An 18,398-nucleotide genomic window follows, 5' to 3' on the forward strand; every position below is an offset into this window, starting at 1 on the left:
CGGCTCGGGCGCGCCCAATTTTGAGCGGCATGCCCGAACTCAGCCTGTCCCTGCACCGCGCCATCGCGGATATCCCGCCGCTGGACTGGGATGCCTGCGCCGGCGGCGGCAACCCCTTCGTCAGCCACGCCTTCCTCCTCGCCCTGGAGGAATCCGGCAGCATCGGCGGGCGCAGCGGCTGGCTGCCGCAGCATGCGGCGTTGCGCAACGAGGCCGGCCGCCTGCTGGCCTGCGCGCCCTGCTACGCCAAGGCGCATAGCCAGGGCGAATATGTCTTCGACCATGGCTGGGCCGATGCCTTCGAGCGGGCCGGTGGCCGCTACTATCCGAAGCTGCAGGTCGCCGCCCCCTTCAGCCCGGTGCCCGGGCCGCGGCTGCTGGTGCGGCCGGATGCGGGCATCGGGGTGGAGGCGCTGGCGCAGGGCCTGGTGCAGGCCTGCGGGCAGCTCGATCTCTCGTCCGTTCACTGTACCTTCTGCACGCCGGGCGAGTGGGAAGCCCTGGGCGAGGCCGGCTGGCTGCAGCGCATCGGCACGCAATTCCATTGGTCCAATGCCGGCTATGGGTGTTTCGACGATTTCCTCGCGGCGCTGTCCAGCCGCAAGCGCAAGCAGATCAGGCGCGAGCGGCGCGATGCCGAGCAGTCCGGCTTCGTGCTGAAGACGCTACGCGGGCATGAGATCACGCCGCGGCACTGGGAGGCGTTTCATCGATTCTACGTCTCGACCTCCGACAAGAAATGGGGCCGCAGCGCCTATTTGAAAAAGTCCTTCTGGCCGCTGCTGGGCGAACGACTCGGTGACAGGGTCGTGCTGATGGTGGCGGAGCAGGACGGCGAGCCGGTGGCCGGCGCGCTGAACCTGCTGGGCGCGGATGCACTGTATGGCCGCAACTGGGGCTGCCTGGTGGACGCGCCCTTCCTGCATTTCGAGCTATGCTACTACCGCGCCATCGACTTCGCGATCGAGCACAAGCTGCCCCGCGTCGAGGCCGGCGCGCAGGGCGAGCACAAGATCCAGCGCGGCTACCTTCCGGTGCCGACCTATTCCGCGCATTGGATCCAGCATCCGGGCCTGCGCCGCGCGGTGGCCGATTTCCTGTCCCAGGAGCGCCCGGCGATGCTGGCGGAGATCGAGGCGCTGCACGAGCTTTCGCCCTTCAAGCGCGAGGGCGAGGGGTAGCGTGCTGACGGCCTATGCGCAGCTTGCGTCCTCCATGGCGCTGGTCGGCGCCAATGTCGGCGTCGCCAAGCTGCTCGCGGCCTCCCTGCCCATTCCGATGATCGCCGGGCTGCGCTGCCTGCTGGCGGTGGCGGTGCTGTTTCCGCTGGCGCGGGTGATGGAAGGCGGCGTGCGGCCGGACCGGCGCAGCCTGTGGAACCTGGCCTGGCAGGCCGCCTTCGGCACGGTGATCTACAATGCCGGGCTGCTGGCGGGACTGCGTCTGACGACGGCGCTGGAGGCCGGGCTGGTGCTGGCCACGCTGCCCGCCGTGGTCGCCATCGGCAGCGCGCTATGGCTGCGGGAGACGCTGCCGCCACGGCAATGGGCGGCGGTGGCGCTGGCCGCTTTTGGCATGGCGGCGATCACGCTCGCCCGCACCGGCGCGGAAGGCAGCGGCAGCCTGCTGGGCAATTTGCTGGTGTTCGGCGGGGTGTGCGGGGAGGCGATGTATGTGCTGCTGGCCAAGCGCATCGCCGGCCGCGTGCCGGTGGTGACGGCCAGCCTGTGGATGCAGGGTTTCTCGGTGCTGTTCCTGCTGCCCTTCTGCCTGCCGGTGCTGGGCAGCGTCGCCGCGCTGGCCGACCCCGCTGTGGCCGGGCTGCTGGTGTTCCACAGCCTGACCACGAGCGTGATCTGCCTGCTGCTCTGGTATGCCGGCATGAAGCGCGCGCCGGCCGGCATCGCCGGCATCTTCACGGCCTTCCTGCCGGCGACGGCGGCGCTGGTGGCGGTGGGCTTCCTCGGCGAGACCTTCTCCGCCGTGCATGCGGCAGGCTTCGTGCTGCTGACCGGCAGCATGCTGCTGGCCACCTGGCCATCCCGGAGGCGAAACGCCTAGGCTGTGCCGATGCGCGCCTGGTTCGACTGCACCGGTTCCGAATTGCTGGCCCTGACACCGGATGCGGTGGCGAATGCCCTGGCCGCCAGCCAGATGTCCCGTCGCCTGTCCGGCGAACCGGCGCAGCTCCGCGCCTGGCAGGAACAGGTGCGCCTGTTGCAGGAATGCGTGCGGCACTGCGATGGCCAGGGCTGGACCATCGCGCTGGAATTCGACCTGCTGCGGCTGGAGAAGCGCATCGACGTGGTGCTGCTGACCGACTCCGCCATCCTGGTGCTGGAGTTCAAGGTCGGCGCCCGGGCGATCAGCAATGCCGACCGTGCCCAGGTCTCCGACTACGCCGAGGATCTGCGCGACTTCCACGCCGGCAGCCGGCGCCACCCGATGCAGCCCATCCTGGTCGCGACCGGGTTCGCGACGCCCGCCACGCCGCAGATCCCGCTGCCCATCCCCGGCGTGCTGCCGGTGGCGGAAGCCAATGCCGCGACGCTGCCCGGCCTGCTCGCCACGCTGCGCGACGCCCTGAAGGGGCCAAGGCTCGACGGGCGCGCCTGGCTGGCCGCCGCCTATCAGCCGGTACCGAGCATCATCGAGGCCGCAGCCACCCTGTTCGCCCGCAACAGCGTGGCGGAGATCGCGGCCGCCCGCGCCGACACCGTTAACCTGACCCGCACCACCGCCGCCATCGAAGCCGCGCTGGACGCGGCAGCGGCGGAGGGCGCTCGGGTGGTGGTCTTCGTCACGGGAATTCCGGGGGCCGGCAAGACGCTGTGCGGCCTAAACGTGGTGTTCGGCGACCGGCGGCGCGACGGCAGCGCCTTCCTCACCGGCAACAGCCCGCTGGTCGCCGTGCTGCGGGAGGCGCTGGCCTGCAATCGGGCCGGCATCGACCTGGCGCGCGGCCCCAGCGCGGACCCGGAACGCCGGCGCCTCGCGCCAAGGCTGCGCAAGGCGCGGCACGAATCGGAGGCGGCGCTGCAGAACGTGCACCGCTTCCTGGCCGACAATGCCGGGCGCGAGGCGCCACCGGCGGAGCGCGTGATCGTCTTCGACGAGGCGCAGCGCGCCTGGGATGCGGCGCAGGCCACGCGCGACACGCAGCGCCGCGTCAGCACATTGCACATGAGCGAGCCCGCCCATGCGCTGGAAATCATGGGGCGCCACAGCGGCTTCGCCGCCATCGTCGCCCTGATCGGCAATGGGCAGGAGATCAACACCGGGGAGGCCGGACTGCGCGAATGGGGCAGCGTGATCGCCGCGACGCCCGGCTGGCGCGCCGTCGCCGCCCGGCGGGTGCTGGACGCGGCGGAGCCGGCGCAGCGCCTGGCGGAAGGCCATCCCGACTGGCTGCGGCTGGACCCGGCGCTGGACCTCACCGTCTCGCTCCGCAGCGTTCGATCGGAAGCCGCGGCCGGCTGGGTGGATGCCGTGCTGCGCGGTGCCGTGGCCGAGGCACGCGCGACGGCGGAGGGGGCGCCGGAGGGCCTGCCCTTCCTGCTGACGCGCTCGCTCGACGACGCGCGCCGCGCCCTGCGCCAGATGACGCCGGGGCTGCGCCGCGCCGGCTTCGTGCGATCCTCCGGCGCCCGCCGGCTGCGGGCGGAAGGCTTCGATGCGCAGCTTGTCGGCACGGAGGAGCCGGTCGCCTGGTTCCTGGAGCGCTGGCCGGATATCCGCGCCTCGGACGCGCTGGAGGTCGCAGCCACCGAATACGCCTGCCAGGGGCTGGAACTGGATACGGTCGGCCTGGCCTGGGGCGGCGATTTCCGGCGTGGCGCCGATGGGCAGACAGGCGGTTGGCAGGCGCGGCGCTTTGCCGGGGCGGGCTGGCAGCTGGTGCGCAATCCGGCCGAGGCCGAATTCACCCGCAACACCTACCGCGTGCTGCTGACCCGCGCCCGCTACGAGACGGTGATCTGGGTACCGCCGGGCAGCCCGCGCGACGACCCGTTCCACGACCCGACCCGCGACGCGGCGGAGATGGATGCCATCGCCGATTTCCTCACCGCCTGCGGCGCCCGGCCGCTGCCCGAAGCCGCCCCGCCACCACAGGACACCGCCCCCGCCCTGCTGCTATAGCGCGCGCCATGCGCCGCATCCTGACCCTGTTGTTCCTGCTCCTCGCCATCCCCGCCGGGGCGCAGGAGATCAAGATCGCCACCTGGAACATCGCTTGGCTGACGCTGAAACCCTCCGGCCACCCCGACCTGCCGCGCAATGTGGATGCCCGCGCGCCCGAGGATTTCCGGTTGCTGCGCGACTATGCCAATCGCCTCGATGCGGATGTGGTGGCCCTGCAGGAAATCGACGGGGCGGAGGCCGCCGCGCGCGTCTTCGACCCGACGCAATGGGCCATCCACCTGACGGATGAGCCGGACGTCCAGCGCCCCGGCTTTGCCATTCGCCGCGCCCTCCGCGTCACGCCGCAGCCGGACCTGCGGGCGCTGGACCTGTTTCCGCGCGCCCGATACAGCCTGCGCCGCGGCGCCGATATCCTGGTGGAGGCGCCGGGCGGGGCGCGGCTGCGCCTGCTTTCGGTGCATCTGGACGCCGGTTGCCGGGAAGATGCCTTCAGCCGCGACTCCAGCCGGGATTGCCAGCAGCTCGAGCGCCAGGCGCGGATCCTGGCGGATTGGGCGCAGGCACGGCAGCGGGAGGGGGTGGGCTTCGCCATCCTCGGCGACTTCAACCGCCGCATGGGCGAGCAGGACGATTTCCTGGCGATCCTGGAAGCGGCGGCCCCGCTGGTCCGGGCAACGCAGGGCCTGTCCTCCCCCTGCTGGGCGGATAGCCGCGGCGGGCGGCCCTTCATCAGCCACCTGCTGCTCGGCGGCCCGGCGCGGGACTGGCTGGTGCCGCGCAGCCTGGCGGTGATGGTCTATGCGGAGCGCGCGCGGCGCTACCGGCAAAGCCTGTCAGACCATTGCCCGGTGAGTGTCCGCCTGCGGCTCCCCTGATCCGCGCGGCCGTGCCAGGATAAGGGCATGCGCCTTTTCGCCCGGATCACGCTTCCCCTCGCCGGGCTGAACTTCGTCAACCAGGCGTCCCGCACCATGATTGCGACCCTCGGGCCGCTGCTGGCGCTGGAATTCGCACTCTCGGCCAGTGAGCTGGGGTTGCTCGCCGCCATGTTCTTCGCGGCCTATGCGGCGGCGCAGCTTCCGGTGGGGCTGGCGATCGATTTGTGGGGCTCGCGCCGGGTTCAGACGGTGCTGGGGCTGGTCGCGGCGCTCGGCTTCGTCATCTGCGCGCTGGCGACCGGCCCGTTCGGCCTGGCCTTCGGGCGGGTGGTGACCGGGGTCGGCATCTCGGCCGGCTTGATCGCCATGATCAAGGTCAACACGCAGTGGTACGCGCGGGACCAGGTGGCGGGGATGACCGGGCTGGGCGTGCTGGTCGGCTCCATGGGCAGCATCGTGGCGACGGTGCCGGTGACGCTGCTGGTGCCGGAGATCGGCTGGCGCGGCGTGTTCGGGCTGCTGGCACTGATGTCGCTGGGCGTTTCCGCCTGGATCTGGGCCTCCGTCCCGGAACGCGGGCCGGGCGCACCGCCGCCGCCGCGCCGGGCTTTCGGGGCGGAGGTGGCGGAATTCGGCCGCATCTTCCGCCACCCCACCTTCCTTCGCTTCGCGCCCTCCGTCGCGCTGCTCTCGGCGATGAACTTCACCTATCAGGGCCTCTGGGCCGGGCCGTGGCTGCGCGACGTGGCGGGGCTGGAGGAAGCGGCACGGGCGGTGCTGCTGCTGTGCTATGCGGGCGGGCTGATGGCCGGCAGCGTCGGCACCGGCCAGGCGGCGTCCTTCCTGCAACGGCGCGGCGGGCACCCGATGCTGGTGCCCTGCATCTCCATGGGCGGGATTGCCGTGATGCAATTGCTGCTGATGACGCAGCCGGTCGGCAACCTGGCGGTGCTCGGCGCGATCTGGTTCCTGTTCGCCCTGTTCAGCGCCGCGGGGCCGGCCGGCTATGCCGCGATCGGCCAGCGCTTTGGCGCCGAGCTGGCCGGGCGGGTGGCCACTGCCATCAACGTCACCATGTTGGTGCTGGTCTTCCTGCTGCAGAACGCCATCGGCTGGATCCTGGATCTGTGGCCGCGCACCGCATCCGGCGGCTGGGATGCGGCGGGGTATGGCTGGGCGCTGGGGATGACGCTGGCGCTGCAGGCGGTGGCGGCGCTGCGGATGTTGCGACCGGAACGAGGATGAGGACTGGATGGAAGAACGGATCGAGTCGGTGCTGTCCCGCTTCCGGGTGGAGGAGGGGCAAGGCTTCCACCTGAAGGACCACAAGCCGGACGACACCGGCGGCCTGTCGATGACGAAGTCGGATGCGCCCGCCCTGCTGAAGCGCGGAGTCGAAATTCTCGCGGCGCAGCAGGACATGCTCTACGCGCAGGACCGCTGGGCGGTGCTCTGCATCTTCCAGGCGATGGACGCGGCGGGCAAGGACGGCGCCATCAAGCATGTCTTCTCCGGCGTGAACCCGCAGGGCTGCCATGTGGTGTCCTTCAAGGCGCCGAACGCGATCGAGCTGGATCACGACTTTCTCTGGCGCCACGCCGCGGCCCTGCCGACGCGCGGGCAGATCGGCATCCACAACCGGTCCTGGTACGAGGAAGTGCTGGTGGCCCGCGTGCACCCCAAGGTGCTGGATTCGCAGAAGCTGCCACCGCGCCTGCGGACGGAGCGTATATGGGAGGAGCGGCTGGAGGATATCGCCGCCTTCGAACGCTACCTCGGCCGGCAGGGCGTGGTGGTGCTGAAGTTCTTCCTGAACGTGAGCCCGGAGGAACAGCGCAAGCGCTTCCTCAAGCGGATCGAGGAGCCGGAGAAGAACTGGAAGTTCAGCGCCAACGACGTGGTCGAGCGCCGGCACTGGGACGACTATCAGGCAGCCTATGAGGCGGCGATCCGTGCCACCGCAACGCCGGACGCGCCCTGGTACGTGGTGCCGGCGGACCGGAAGTGGTTCACCCGCCTGGTCGTCGCCGCCGCCATCGCCCGGACGCTGGAATCGCTGGACCTGCACTACCCTGTGGTCACGGAGACGCAGAAGCGCGCCCTGGTGCAGGCGGGCGAGGAACTCGGCGCCTGATCCGGCGGCGTGCCCTGGGGCTGGCGCTGCTCGCCGGCGCCTGTTCGCCGAATGACGTCGCCAACCTGGCGACGCCGCGGCGCGGCACCATGCTGCTGGAGGGGCTGCGCTACGGCCCCCTGCCCCGCCACCTTCTGGACCTGACCCTGCCGCCGATGCCGCTGCCGGACACGCCGCTGGTGGTGTTCATCCATGGCGGCGGGTGGGAGATGGGCGATCGTGGGCAATACGCCTTCGTCGCCCGGCGCCTGGCCGCGCTGGGCATGGCGGTGGCGGTGCCGGACTACCGGCTGTGGCCGGCGGCGCGCTGGCCGGATTTCGTCGAGGATGCCGCGCGCGCCGTGGCCTGGCTGCGCGCCACGCCGGATATGCCGCGGGGCCCGCTTTTCGTCATGGGCCATTCCGCCGGCGGCTTCATCGCCGCCGCCCTGGCGCTGGACCCGCGCTGGCTAGCCTCGGCCGGGCTGCCCGGCGGGCGCGGGGCGCTGGCCGGCGGCATCCTGCTGGCCGCGCCGATTTCCTGGCAGCCGACCGATGAGCCGGTGGTGAGTATTTTTGCGAATGCCCCGGGCGGCCGGATCGAGGCGGCGCCCGACCCGACGACGCTGGCCGGCGCGCCGCCCATGCTGCTGCTGCATGGGGAGGCGGATACCATCGTCGGCGCGCTGCATTCGCGGGAATTGGCGGCCGCGCTGCGAGCCAATGGGCGGCCGGTGCGGCTACGGCTGTATGACGGCGTCGGCCATATCGGCATCATGACCGGCTTTGTCCCCGGCGCCGGTCTGGTCGGGCTGACCACGGCGCCGGTGGTGGCGGAGGTACGGGACTTCGTCGCCGCACCAGGCTGATCGGTCAGCCCTGCCCGGTCCCGTCCATCGCATCCAGCACATGCAGCGAATAGGTCAGCGCCGCGCCGGCGTTCAGCGCGATGGCGACGCCCAGCGCCTCCGCCACCTCCTCCTTCGTCGCCCCGGCGGCCTTGGCCTTGCGGGCATGGGCATCGATGCAGCCCTGGCAGCGGGTGGTGACGGCCACCGCCAGGGCGATGAATTCGCGGGTCTTGGCGTCGATATGCGTGGTGGTTGAAGCGCCGCGGTTCAGCGCCATGAAGCCCTTCATCACCTCGGGATGCAGCGCGCCCAGTTCCTTGCCGCGTTCCCGCAGCCCGGCGCTGTAGCCATCCCAATCCTCGATCCGCGTATCCGTCGTCACTGACCCATCTCCCCCTGGCAAAAAGAAAGGTGTCCCCCTTCCGGGAGACACCTTTCCAACTTCGAACGCGGCAGCGTCCCGAAAACTACTCGGCGGTTTCCGGTTCCTTCTCGGACTCGCCGTCGCCGCTATCCTCGGGCTTCGGCAAGGCGGGCGGGGCGGCTTCGAAATAGTCGAAGACCAGCGTGCCGTCCTTGAGGCCGACCTTCACCGAGCCACCCTTCACCAGCTTGCCGAACAGCAGTTCCTCGGCCAGCGGCTTCTTCACCACCTCCTGGATCACGCGGCCCAGCGGACGCGCGCCATAGAGCGGGTCGTAGCCACGTTCGGAGAGCCATTCGCGCGCCGCGGAGGACAGCTCGATGGTCACGTTGCGGTCGGCCAGCTGAGCCTCGAGCTGCATGATGAACTTGTCCACCACCCGCGCGACGGTCTCCGGCGTCAGGCCGGCGAAGCCGATCACCGCATCCAGCCGGTTGCGGAATTCCGGGGTGAACAGCCGCTTGATGGCGTCCTCATCCTCCCCGGTGCGCTTGTCGCGCCCGAAGCCGATGCTGTTCTTCGCCATGTCGGAGGCGCCGGCATTGGTGGTCATGATCAGGATGACGTTGCGGAAGTCGACGGTCTTGCCGTTGTGGTCCGTCAGCTTCCCGTGGTCCATCACCTGCAGCAGGATGTTGTACAGGTCCTGGTGCGCCTTCTCGATCTCATCGAGCAGCAGCACGCAATGCGGGTGCTGGTCGATGCCATCGGTCAGCAGGCCGCCCTGGTCGAAGCCGACATAGCCCGGCGGCGCGCCGATCAGCCGGCTGACGCTGTGCCGCTCCATGTATTCCGACATGTCGAAGCGGATCAGCTCGATGCCCAGCGTCTTCGCCAGCTGCTTGGCCACTTCCGTCTTGCCGACGCCGGTGGGGCCGGAGAACAGGTAGTTGCCGATCGGCTTCTCCGAGTCGCGCAGCCCGGCGCGGGACAGCTTGATGGCGGCGGACAGGGCATCGATGGCCTTGTCCTGGCCGAACACCATGCCCTTCAGGTCGCGCTCCAGGTTCCGCAGCGTCTCCTTGTCGTCGGAGCTGACGGATTTCGGGGGAATGCGTGCGATCTTCGCCACGATCTCCTCGACATCCTTCAGCGTCACCGTCTTCCGGCGCTTGTGCTCCGGCTGCAGCATGCGGCTGGCACCGACCTCGTCGATCACGTCGATCGCCTTGTCCGGCAGCTTCCGGTCATGGATGTACTTGGCCGACAGCTCCACCGCCGCGCGGATGGCTTCCGGCGTGTAGCGGACCTTGTGGTGCTTCTCGTAGTTCGTCTTGAGGCCCTGCAGGATCTTCACCGCGTCTTCGACGTTCGGCTCGTTCACGTCGATCTTCTGGAAGCGCCGCACCAAAGCGCGGTCCTTCTCGAAGTGCTGCCGGTATTCCTTGTAGGTCGTGCTGCCAATGCAGCGCAGCGTGCCCTGGGCCAGCGCCGGCTTCAGCAGGTTGGACGCGTCCATCGCACCGCCGGAGGTGGCGCCGGCGCCGATCACCGTGTGGATCTCGTCGATGAACAGGATGGAGCCGGGCTGCTGCTCCAGCTCGTTCACCACGGCCTTCAGCCGTTCCTCGAAATCGCCGCGGTAGCGGGTGCCGGCGAGCAGGCTGCCCATGTCGAGCGCGAAGATGGTCGACTTGGCCAGCACCTCGGGCACGTCGCCCTCGATGATCCGCTTCGCCAAGCCTTCCGCGATCGCGGTCTTGCCGACGCCCGGATCACCCACATAGAGCGGGTTGTTCTTGGTGCGGCGGCACAGGATCTGGATGGTGCGCTCGATTTCCGAGTCGCGACCGATCAGCGGGTCGATCTTCCCGGCCTGGGCCTTTTTGTTCAGGTTGACGCAGTAGTTGGAGAGCGCGTCCTGGCCGCGCGGGGCGCCGCCGCGGGCGGGCTTCTCCTCCTTCTCCGTCGGTTCCTCCGGCGTCTGGGCGCTGCCCTGGACCGGGCGGGTCTGGCTGCGGCCGGGCGCCTTGGCAATGCCGTGGCTGATGAAGTTCACCGCATCCAGCCGGGTCATGTCCTGCAGCTGCAGGAAATACACCGCATGGCTTTCCCGTTCGGAGAACAGGGCCACGAGCACATTGGCGCCCGAGACCTCGTCCCGGCCGGAGGATTGCACATGGATCGCGGCGCGCTGCACCACGCGCTGGAAACCGGCGGTGGGCTTGGCGTCCCCGGCGCGGTCGGAGACCAGGCCGGCCAGATCCTTGTCGAGGAATTCGGCCAGGTCGCGCTTCAGTTTCTCGCTGTCGACACCGCAGGCGCGCAGCACGGTGGCGGCGTCCACGTCATCGGCGAGGGCAAGCAGCAAGTGTTCGAGCGTCGCGTATTCGTGCCGGCGGTCGTTGGCGAGGCCGAGGGCGCGGTGGAGCGTCTGCTCGAGGTTGCGGGACAGCATGGTCTGACGCTCCCTATCGGGTGGCCTGGATGCTCAAAGCAGCATCCTGGCACGGGTTGCCCTCAATGTGGTCGCTACCTACCCCCGGGGCCAGCCCCCAGGGGCATGAACCCTGCCCTATCAAAGTGTAACCGAGGGGCAGCGCGGGCCACGGCTCATTCTTTTTCAATCGTGCATTGCAGAGGGTGCTGGTTCTGGCGCGCCAGGTCCATCACCTGCGTCACCTTGGTCTCCGCCACCTCATAGGTATAGACGCCGCAGACGCCGACGCCCCGCCTGTGGACATGCAGCATGATGCGGGTCGCCTCCTCCCGGCTCTTCTGGAAGAAGCGCTCCAGCACATGCACGACGAACTCCATCGGCGTGTAGTCGTCGTTCAGCATCAGGACCTTGTACATGGCGGGCTTGCGGGTGCGCGGGCGCGCCTTGACCACCACGCCGGTGTTCGGGCCCTCGGTTCCGTTGCTGCCCTGCCCCGCATTGCCTTGCCCGGGGCGCTTGTCGCTGTCGCTCATGCCTGCCTTGGTTGCTATCCGGAATTCGGGCCGGCTGGTTGGCCGGGGAGTGCTGGCCCGGCTCTGGTGGGGCCGGGACTGTTCTGACCGGTTATGGTGGCCGAAGACCGGCACCTTAATCCAACCAAGATATCGGAGCGCGGGGGCGCACGGAAAGGGCTTGACGCATTTCTCAGCGCAGATGAGCGGATTTGGGTTACCGCACCGGCAACAGCAAGCCTGGAAAGGTGGCGGACACCGGCGAGGCCAGGAACGCCGAAGGCCCGCCGAACCGCCGCGCCGGCCCCGAAGGGCGGCGACGACGGCCCGGACGGGCCTCGGTTCAGCGTCCTGGCCCGGCCCTTCCGGGCCGGAGCAAGGCTCAGGCGGCGAGCGGCTTGGAGAACTTCTCCACCGCCAGCGTCATGCGGGCGGCCAGCGGCGCGCCGGCCTGCTCGGCCAGGCGGTAGGCGGCTTCCTGCAGCTTCGCCGTCTCGGACATCGTCCGCTCCATCGAAGCCTTGGCGAAGGCGGCCTGGATGTCGGCGGCTTCCTTCAGGCTCTTCACGCCGGACAGCGCCTTGGCGCTTTCCATGGCATGCTCGCCGAGCGCCTGCGACATGGCAAAATACTGCTTGCTGAGCTCCTGCATGCCCGAGGTCAGGGTCTGCGTCGCCCGGGTCATCGCCTCAAGGTTGCCACGGCCGAATTCAGCGGCCTCCTCGGCGGCCTTGTAGAAGCCTTCGGTGGTCTTGGTCATCTGCTGCATGCCCTGCTCCATCTTGACGCGCGCCTGGCTGGCACCGTCTTCCATCATCTTCTTCGCGGCAGCCGCGCCGGCAGCTGCGGCCTGCATGCCACCCTGGGCGGTACCCTGGACGGCCTGCGTTGCATTCTTCGCCGCGGCCTCGGCCGCGTTGGTTGCGGCGGCCGGCGCGGTGCCGCTGATCGCGGCCTGCGTGCTGGTGCTCGCGGCCTGCGCCGCGCCGCTGGTCGCGGCCTGCGCCGTGCTGGTGGCGGGCTGCGCCGCGTTTTCCACCACGGTCATGCCGCGCTTGCCGTCGGTCTTCTGTTCTGCCGCCATGTATCCAGTTCCTTCAGGGTTGCTCGCCGGCGCATGCGCCAGGGCGGGAGCCTGTGACCCGGCTCCAGGGCTGTTTTGCTGCGGTGCAGCACGACCGCTTTTTAGCCAATGCCGACGTCATTTCGCAAGATTTTTTTGCAGTGCAGCATGGGATTTCGGCATTGTCGGGCGATGGGACGCGCCTCATGCGATAGAGCGCAGATCGCCGGATGGTGCAGCTCCACCGCCCAAGTGCTTGCATTAACTTGGTGTTCCGCATTCGTCCTTGTGGACAGCGCCCCCCCGACCTCACTAGCTTGTCCTTCTGGCGGCGCACGGGGGGTGGGCCGCCCAGGGGGTTCAGCATCCATGTTCATTCGGCTCAGGCCCATGGTCGCCCTGGCGGCCAGCCTGTTCGCCGCCATTGCTCCGGCCGCCTTCGCGCCGGCGCAGGCGCAGATCGGCAGCGAACGCTACGCCGCCATCGTGGTGGACCATCGCAATGGCAACATCCTGGTGGCCGCCAATCCGGACGAGACGCGGCACCCGGCCTCGCTCACCAAGATGATGACCCTTTACATGGTGTTCGAGGCGCTGCGCGACGGCCGCCTCTCGCTCGGCTCCGCCGTGCCGATCTCGGAGGAGGCGGCGTCCCGCCCCCCCTCGAAGCTCGGTATCCCGGCCGGCGGCCAGGTGACCGTGGAGCAGGGCATCCTGGCGCTGGTCACCAAATCCGCCAACGACGTCGCCGCCGCCTTCGGCGAGCTGCTCGGCGGGGATGAGGCGCGGTTCGGCCAGTTGATGACGCAGCGCGCCAGATCCCTGGGCATGACCCGCACCACCTTCCGCAACGCCTCCGGCCTGCCCGACTGGGACCAGGTGACCACGGCGCGGGACATGGCGACGCTCGGCCGCCGCCTGATGCTCGATTTTCCCGATCGCTACCACTATTTCGGCCGCACCGAGGCGGCTTTCCGTGGCCTGCGCCTGCGCAGCCACAACCGCATGCTGACCAGCTATGAGGGCGTGGACGGCATCAAGACCGGCTACATCCGGGCCAGCGGCTTCAACATCGTCACCAGCGCCAGCCGCGACGGGCATCGCGTGGTCGGCGCCGTCTTCGGCGGCAGTTCCTGGGTCGAGCGCGACCAGCACATGACGGCACTGCTCGACCAGAGCTTCGACCGTCTCGGTGCCAACCCGCGCGTGATGGTGCAGGCGCCGCCGACGGTGCTCATGCGCCGCGCCCAGGCCGCCACCGCCAGCCGCAATCCGCGCGCTGCGGCGCGGGCGGTGCCGGCGCGTACCGCTGCCCGCCAGGCCGCGAACCGCCGGGCCGCCAGCGCGCCGGCCGCCCGCCAGGTCAGCCGCACCGCACCGCGGACGGCAGCACGCACCACCGCCCGCGCCGCCAACCGGCCGGCGGCCCGCCGTGCGCCGCCGGCGCGCGCCCGCGCCGCCGTCCGCGCGCCGGTGCGCACGGCCCAGCCGCCGCGGGGCGCGGTCCGCACCGCCACCACCCGGACCGCCGCCACCAGCCGCAGCGCCGCGCGCAGCCCGGTTGCCACGCGCAGCGCCATTGCGCCGCGCGGCCGCACCCCGATCGCCCCGCCGCAGCCGCGGCGCTAGGAAATCCGCCCGCAGCCGCGGCGCTAGGAAATCAGCCGCAGCCGCGGCGCTGAGAGTATCAGGGCAGCCCGCCCGGTCCGGGCGGGCTGCGGCACGCGGCAGGTTCAGGCCGGCGCGAACATCGGCACCGGCGCCCCGGGCTCGCCTTCCGCCGTCTGGCTCGGCTTGAACACCACCCGCACCCTCATGCCGATGCGGATCTCATCGAAATCGCAATCGACGATGTTCGTGAAGATGCGCGGGCCTTCCTCCAGCTCGACATAGGCGCAGGCATAGGGCTGGGCGACGCGCATCACCGTGTAGCTGTAGATGGTGCCGCGGCCGCTGGCCTGCACCAGCTCCACATTCGACGACAGGGTGAAGGGCGAGGCGCCGCGCGGGTAGTAGAAGTGCCTCCCCGTATCCCGGCACCGGCCGATCAGCAGGCGCCCTTCGGCCGCCGCATCCCAGACCGGCTTCGTGGAGGGATCGACGACCGGGGCGGCAATGATGCGTTCGGACATCGGGGTCACTCCCTTTCCATGATGAGCGTGGCGCTGCCATGCCGGTGGCCGAGCAGCCCGCCCGTGCCATGCGCCAGCGCCAGGCCGCAATCGGCCACCTGCACCGCGGGGTGGGCTTCGCCGCGCAGCTGCCGCACCGCCTCGATCACCTTCGTCATGCCGCCCCGATTGGCCGGATGGTTGTTGCACAGCCCGCCGCCATCCGTGTTGAAGGGCAGCTTCCCCACGCCGGAGATCAGGTTGCCGTCGCGCACGAACTTTCCTCCGTCTCCCTTCGCGCAGAAGCCGAGATCCTCAAGCTGGATCAGGACCGTGATGGTGAAGCTGTCGTAGATGCTGGCGTAGCGGATATCGGAGGGCGTTACGCCGGCCTCCTCGAAGGCCCGGGCGCCGGAGAAGCGGGCGCCGGAGAAGGTGAGGTCCGGATAGCCGCCGAACTGGCCCTTCACCGCCTCACCGGTCCCGCGGATGCTGACCACCGGGCGCTTCAGGGACCGCGCGATCTCCGGCCGGGCGACGATCAGCGCGCCGCCGCCATCGGAGATGACGCAGCAATCCAGGCGATGCAGCGGGTCCGCCACCATGGGCGAATTCACCACCTCCTCCACCGTCACGGGCTTCTTCAGCATGGCGTGCGGGTTGTGCTGGGCGTGCTGGCTGGCGGCCACCTTGATCCAGGCCAGATCCTCGCTGGTGGTGCCGAATTCGTGCATGTGGCGCATGGCGCACAGCGCGTAGCTGCCGGCCACGGTGCGGCCCATCGGGATCTCGAAGGGATCATCCGGCACGGTGGCGTTCTGGGCGCGGGCGCCGGTGCCGGTGGCCTGGCCCTCGCTGCGTGGCCGGCCGGCCAGCGTGATCAGCGCGATGTTGCAGCGGCCGAGCGCGATGGCCGCCGCCGCATGGGCGACATGGGCGAGGTAGGAGCTGCCGCCGATATCGGTGGAATCGACATGGCTCAGCCGGTCCAGACCCAGATAGTCGGCCATGGCCAGCGGGCCCATGCCGGGCGCGTCGCCGGCGCAGAAATAGCCGTCGACGTCGGCCTTGGTCAGCCCGGCATCCTCCAGGGCGCCGAAGGCGACCTCCGCATGCAGCTGCGCCACGGATTTGTCGGGCGCCTTGCGGGTCGGGTGTTCATAGGCGCCGACGATGCAGGCGCGGCCGCGTAGGCTCATCTGGGGGCGTTCCTGGCGTTGTTCGGCGGGCAAACTGCCGCCACCGCGCGCGCGCGTCCAGCATCCCCAGCCGCCACGGATGCGCTATGCTGATCCCATCGAGGGGAGGCGAGCATGGATATCACGCCGCAACAGACGCTGATCAGCGCAGCCAATGCCGGCTACATGTCCGGCTTCGGCAATGGCTTCGAGACGGAGGCCCTGCCCGGCGCCCTGCCGGTCGGCCGCAATTCGCCACAGCGCTGCGCCTATGGGCTCTATGCCGAGCAGCTCTCCGGCTCCCCCTTCACCGCGCCGCGGGCCAGCAATGCGCGGTCCTGGCTGTATCGCATCCGCCCGACCGTCGCGCATATCGGCCGCTTCGCGCCGCGCGATGCCGGGCTGTGGCGCAGCGCGCCCTGCGCGGAGGAGACCGGCCTGCCGATCCAGCCGCTGCGCTGGGACCCGCTGCCGATCCCGGATACGGGCGAGACCTTCCTGACCGGCATGCGCACCATCACCACCTGCGGCGATGTCGCTGGCCAGACCGGCATGGCGGCCAGCATCGCGCTGGTGACTCGCAGCATGGTGGACGAGACCTTCTGGAACTCCGACGCGGAGATGCTGGTGATCCCCCAGCAGGGCCGGCTGCGTTTTCGGACCGAATTCGGCGTGATCGAGGTGGCGCCCGGTGAGGTCGCTGTCCTGCCGCGCGGCGTGAAGTTCCGGGTGGAGCTGATCCACGAGCAGCCGGCGCGGGCCTATGTCTGCGAGAACTACGGCGGCGCCTTCACCCTGCCGGAGCGCGGCCCGATCGGCGCCAATTGCCTGGCGAACCAGCGCGATTTCCTGTCGCCTGTCGCGGCTTACGAGGATGTGGAGCGGCCGCAGCTTGTCGTGGTGAAATGGGGCGGGCAGCTCTGGCAGGCGGAGATCGGGCATTCGCCGCTGGATGTGGTGGCCTGGCACGGCAACTACGCGCCGCACAAATACGACCTGTCCCGCTTCTCGCCGGTCGGGCCGCTGCTGTTCGACCACGCGGACCCGTCGATCTTCACGGTGATGACGGCGCCGTCGGAGACGCCCGGCACGGCGAATATCGACTTCGTGCTGTTCCCGGAGCGCTGGATGGTGGCGGAAAACACCTTCCGGCCGCCCTGGTACCACATGAACCTGATGAGCGAGTTCATGGGCCTGATCCTCGGCCAGTACGACGCCAAGCCGCAGGGTTTCGTTCCTGGCGGCTTCAGCCTGCACAATTGCATGCTGCCGCATGGCCCGGATGCGGAGGCCTTCGAGAAGGCGAGCACGGTGGAACTCGCGCCGCACAAGCTGGCCAATACCATGGCCTTCATGCTGGAGACGCGGCTGCCGCAGCGCGTCACAGCCTATGCCGCCGGCGTGGCGCAGCGCCAGCCGGACTACGAGGCCTGCTGGTCCGGGCTGGTCAAGAAATTCGATCCGACGAGGCGGTGACCTGGATGCTCGATGCAACTCATGACGCGGCCCGGCGCAGCCGCGTCGCCTCCGCCAATGGCCATGCGGATTTCCCGATCCAGAACCTGCCGTTGGGCGTGTTCGCGCCGCCCGGCGGGGCGAAGCGGGCGGGTGTGGCGATCGGCGACAGCATCCTGGAGCTGGCCAGCGCGCCGCTGACGGGTGTGGCGGCGGAGGCCGTGGCATCGATGGCGGATGGCACGCTGAACGGCTTCTTCGCGCTCGGCGCCGCGCCGCGGAAGGCGTTGCGTGCGCAACTCTCGGAGCTGCTTTCGGAAGGCAGTACGGCCGAGCTGGTCCTGCATGACTCGGGAAAATGCACGCTGCATCTGCCGGCGCGCATCGGGGACTACACGGATTTCTATGCCGGCATCCAGCACGCCACCAATGTCGGCGCGCTGTTCCGCCCGGACCAGCCGCTGATGCCGAACTACAAGCATGTGCCGATCGGCTATCACGGCCGCGCCAGCTCCATCGTGCCCTCCGGCACCGCGCTGCGGCGGCCGAACGGGCAGCGCAAGCCGGCCGCCGAGACGCAGCCGAGCTTCGGGCCGAGCCGTAACCTGGATTACGAGCTGGAGCTCGGCATCTGGATCGGGCCGGGCAATTCGCTGGGCGAGCCCATCCCGATCGCCCAGGCCGCGGGGCATATTGCGGGCTACTGCCTGCTGAACGACTGGTCGGCGCGCGACATCCAGGGGTGGGAATACCAACCGCTCGGCCCCTTCCTGGCGAAGAATTTCGGCTCGACCATCAGCCCCTGGGTGGTGACGCCGGAAGCGCTGGCGCCTTTTCGGGTGGCGCAGCCGGCACGACCGGAGGGCGATCCGAAGCCGATGGCGTATCTGTGGGACGAGACGGACCAAGCGGAGGGCGCGCTGGCGCTGGAGCTGGAAGTCTGGCTGACCGTGCCGGGCGCGGCGCCCCATCGCCTGTCCACCAGCGATGCGCGCGGCCTGTACTGGACCCCGGCGCAGATGGTGGCGCATCACAGCTGCGGCGGCTGCAACCTGCAGCCGGGCGATCTGTTCGGCAGCGGCACCATCTCCACCGAGGCCGGCTATGGCTCGCTGCTGGAAATCACCCAGGGCGGACGCAAGCCGCTGACCTTGCCATCCGGCGCCACGCGCCGTTTCCTGGAAGACGGCGACAGCATCACGCTGCGCGCCCGCGCCCGCCGCGACGGCTTTGCCGGCATCGGCTTCGGCGATTGCACGGGCACCATTCTCGCGGCGCCCTGAGGGAGAA

16 protein-coding genes are annotated in these 18,398 nt (G+C 69.8%); 10 read left to right on the forward strand and 6 right to left on the reverse strand.

The window, feature by feature from the left end; all coding sequences use genetic code 11:
* The first annotated feature begins 29 nt into the window (after positions 1-29).
* From HB662_RS17595 to HB662_RS17625, 7 genes are all read left to right on the forward strand, one after another.
* Positions 30-1,181, forward strand: a complete 1,152-nt coding sequence (locus HB662_RS17595) for a GNAT family N-acetyltransferase (protein WP_168051127.1) — start codon at positions 30-32, stop codon at positions 1,179-1,181.
* Position 1,182: 1 nt separating this feature from the next.
* A complete protein-coding gene (locus tag HB662_RS17600) occupies positions 1,183-2,061 on the forward strand; it encodes an EamA family transporter (protein WP_168051128.1) in 879 nt (292 codons plus the stop codon).
* A 9-nt stretch (positions 2,062-2,070) separates the two neighbouring features.
* Positions 2,071-4,140 (forward strand): DNA/RNA helicase domain-containing protein, encoded by a 2,070-nt coding sequence (locus HB662_RS17605; protein ID WP_168051129.1) that lies wholly within the window; start codon positions 2,071-2,073, stop codon positions 4,138-4,140.
* 8 nt (positions 4,141-4,148) lie between these two features.
* A complete protein-coding gene (locus HB662_RS17610) occupies positions 4,149-5,018 on the forward strand; it encodes an endonuclease/exonuclease/phosphatase family protein (RefSeq protein ID WP_168051130.1) in 870 nt (289 codons plus the stop codon).
* Positions 5,019-5,045: 27 nt separating this feature from the next.
* Entirely contained in the window at positions 5,046-6,266 is a 1,221-nt protein-coding gene (locus tag HB662_RS17615; protein ID WP_168051131.1) for an MFS transporter, read from the forward strand.
* Positions 6,267-6,273: 7 nt separating this feature from the next.
* Complete coding sequence (locus tag HB662_RS17620) at positions 6,274-7,155, forward strand: polyphosphate kinase 2 family protein (protein WP_168051132.1); 882 nt, start codon at positions 6,274-6,276, stop codon at positions 7,153-7,155.
* Positions 7,156-7,244: 89 nt separating this feature from the next.
* Positions 7,245-8,003: an alpha/beta hydrolase gene (locus tag HB662_RS17625; protein WP_168051133.1), complete on the forward strand. Its 759-nt coding sequence runs from the start codon at positions 7,245-7,247 to the stop codon at positions 8,001-8,003.
* A 4-nt stretch (positions 8,004-8,007) separates the two neighbouring features.
* On the opposite strand, the gene HB662_RS17630 is transcribed toward HB662_RS17625, so the two are convergent.
* The 4 genes from HB662_RS17630 to HB662_RS17645 form a co-directional block, all read right to left on the reverse strand.
* Complete coding sequence (locus tag HB662_RS17630; protein WP_342449544.1) at positions 8,008-8,349, reverse strand: carboxymuconolactone decarboxylase family protein; 342 nt, start codon at positions 8,347-8,349, stop codon at positions 8,008-8,010.
* A 103-nt stretch (positions 8,350-8,452) separates the two neighbouring features.
* Positions 8,453-10,807: an ATP-dependent Clp protease ATP-binding subunit ClpA gene (clpA, locus tag HB662_RS17635; protein ID WP_168051134.1), complete on the reverse strand. Its 2,355-nt coding sequence runs from the start codon at positions 10,805-10,807 to the stop codon at positions 8,453-8,455.
* A 155-nt stretch (positions 10,808-10,962) separates the two neighbouring features.
* Positions 10,963-11,322: an ATP-dependent Clp protease adapter ClpS gene (gene clpS, locus HB662_RS17640; protein ID WP_168051135.1), complete on the reverse strand. Its 360-nt coding sequence runs from the start codon at positions 11,320-11,322 to the stop codon at positions 10,963-10,965.
* Between the two features lie 361 nt (positions 11,323-11,683).
* Positions 11,684-12,385, reverse strand: coding sequence for a phasin family protein (locus HB662_RS17645; protein ID WP_245185709.1), 702 nt, complete (start codon positions 12,383-12,385; stop codon positions 11,684-11,686).
* 348 nt (positions 12,386-12,733) lie between these two features.
* Here HB662_RS17645 and HB662_RS17650 point away from each other — a divergent pair, with 348 nt between their 5' ends.
* On the forward strand, positions 12,734-13,993 hold the full coding sequence (locus tag HB662_RS17650; RefSeq protein ID WP_168051136.1) for a D-alanyl-D-alanine carboxypeptidase family protein: 1,260 nt from the start codon (positions 12,734-12,736) through the stop codon (positions 13,991-13,993).
* Between the two features lie 104 nt (positions 13,994-14,097).
* Here the strand turns inward: HB662_RS17650 and HB662_RS17655 are convergent, their stop codons facing one another.
* Both HB662_RS17655 and HB662_RS17660 read right to left on the reverse strand, forming a co-directional pair.
* A complete protein-coding gene (locus tag HB662_RS17655) occupies positions 14,098-14,496 on the reverse strand; it encodes a Zn-ribbon domain-containing OB-fold protein (protein WP_168051137.1) in 399 nt (132 codons plus the stop codon).
* A 5-nt stretch (positions 14,497-14,501) separates the two neighbouring features.
* Positions 14,502-15,674 carry a thiolase domain-containing protein gene (locus HB662_RS17660; RefSeq protein ID WP_168051138.1) on the reverse strand — a complete coding sequence of 391 codons (1,173 nt, stop codon included), beginning with the start codon at positions 15,672-15,674 and terminating at the stop codon, positions 14,502-14,504.
* A 114-nt stretch (positions 15,675-15,788) separates the two neighbouring features.
* Here HB662_RS17660 and hmgA point away from each other — a divergent pair, with 114 nt between their 5' ends.
* Together hmgA and fahA are read left to right on the forward strand one after the other, a co-directional pair.
* A complete protein-coding gene (gene hmgA / locus HB662_RS17665) occupies positions 15,789-17,129 on the forward strand; it encodes a homogentisate 1,2-dioxygenase (protein WP_168051139.1) in 1,341 nt (446 codons plus the stop codon).
* Between the two features lie 5 nt (positions 17,130-17,134).
* Positions 17,135-18,391: a fumarylacetoacetase gene (gene fahA / locus HB662_RS17670; protein ID WP_168051140.1), complete on the forward strand. Its 1,257-nt coding sequence runs from the start codon at positions 17,135-17,137 to the stop codon at positions 18,389-18,391.
* The last annotated feature ends 7 nt before the right edge of the window (positions 18,392-18,398 follow it).

The organism is Falsiroseomonas frigidaquae (assembly GCF_012163145.1).
Taxonomy (GTDB): domain Bacteria; phylum Pseudomonadota; class Alphaproteobacteria; order Acetobacterales; family Acetobacteraceae; genus Falsiroseomonas; species Falsiroseomonas frigidaquae.

Bases quoted from the DNA above. Each gene is read 5' to 3' on its own strand.
- HB662_RS17595 (WP_168051127.1), top strand. From the start codon at position 30: ATGCCCGAACTCAGCCTGTCCCTGCACCGCGCCATCGCGGATATCCCG.
- HB662_RS17605 (WP_168051129.1), top strand. From the start codon at position 2,071: ATGCGCGCCTGGTTCGACTGCACCGGTTCCGAATTGCTGGCCCTGACA.
- HB662_RS17610 (WP_168051130.1), top strand. From the start codon at position 4,149: ATGCGCCGCATCCTGACCCTGTTGTTCCTGCTCCTCGCCATCCCCGCC.
- HB662_RS17615 (WP_168051131.1), top strand. From the start codon at position 5,046: ATGCGCCTTTTCGCCCGGATCACGCTTCCCCTCGCCGGGCTGAACTTC.
- HB662_RS17620 (WP_168051132.1), top strand. From the start codon at position 6,274: ATGGAAGAACGGATCGAGTCGGTGCTGTCCCGCTTCCGGGTGGAGGAG.
- HB662_RS17625 (WP_168051133.1), top strand. From the start codon at position 7,245: ATGCTGCTGGAGGGGCTGCGCTACGGCCCCCTGCCCCGCCACCTTCTG.
- clpA (WP_168051134.1), bottom strand. From the start codon at position 10,807: ATGCTGTCCCGCAACCTCGAGCAGACGCTCCACCGCGCCCTCGGCCTC.
- clpS (WP_168051135.1), bottom strand. From the start codon at position 11,322: ATGAGCGACAGCGACAAGCGCCCCGGGCAAGGCAATGCGGGGCAGGGC.
- HB662_RS17645 (WP_245185709.1), bottom strand. From the start codon at position 12,385: ATGGCGGCAGAACAGAAGACCGACGGCAAGCGCGGCATGACCGTGGTG.
- HB662_RS17650 (WP_168051136.1), top strand. From the start codon at position 12,734: ATGTTCATTCGGCTCAGGCCCATGGTCGCCCTGGCGGCCAGCCTGTTC.
- HB662_RS17655 (WP_168051137.1), bottom strand. From the start codon at position 14,496: ATGTCCGAACGCATCATTGCCGCCCCGGTCGTCGATCCCTCCACGAAG.
- HB662_RS17660 (WP_168051138.1), bottom strand. From the start codon at position 15,674: ATGAGCCTACGCGGCCGCGCCTGCATCGTCGGCGCCTATGAACACCCG.
- hmgA (WP_168051139.1), top strand. From the start codon at position 15,789: ATGGATATCACGCCGCAACAGACGCTGATCAGCGCAGCCAATGCCGGC.
- fahA (WP_168051140.1), top strand. From the start codon at position 17,135: ATGCTCGATGCAACTCATGACGCGGCCCGGCGCAGCCGCGTCGCCTCC.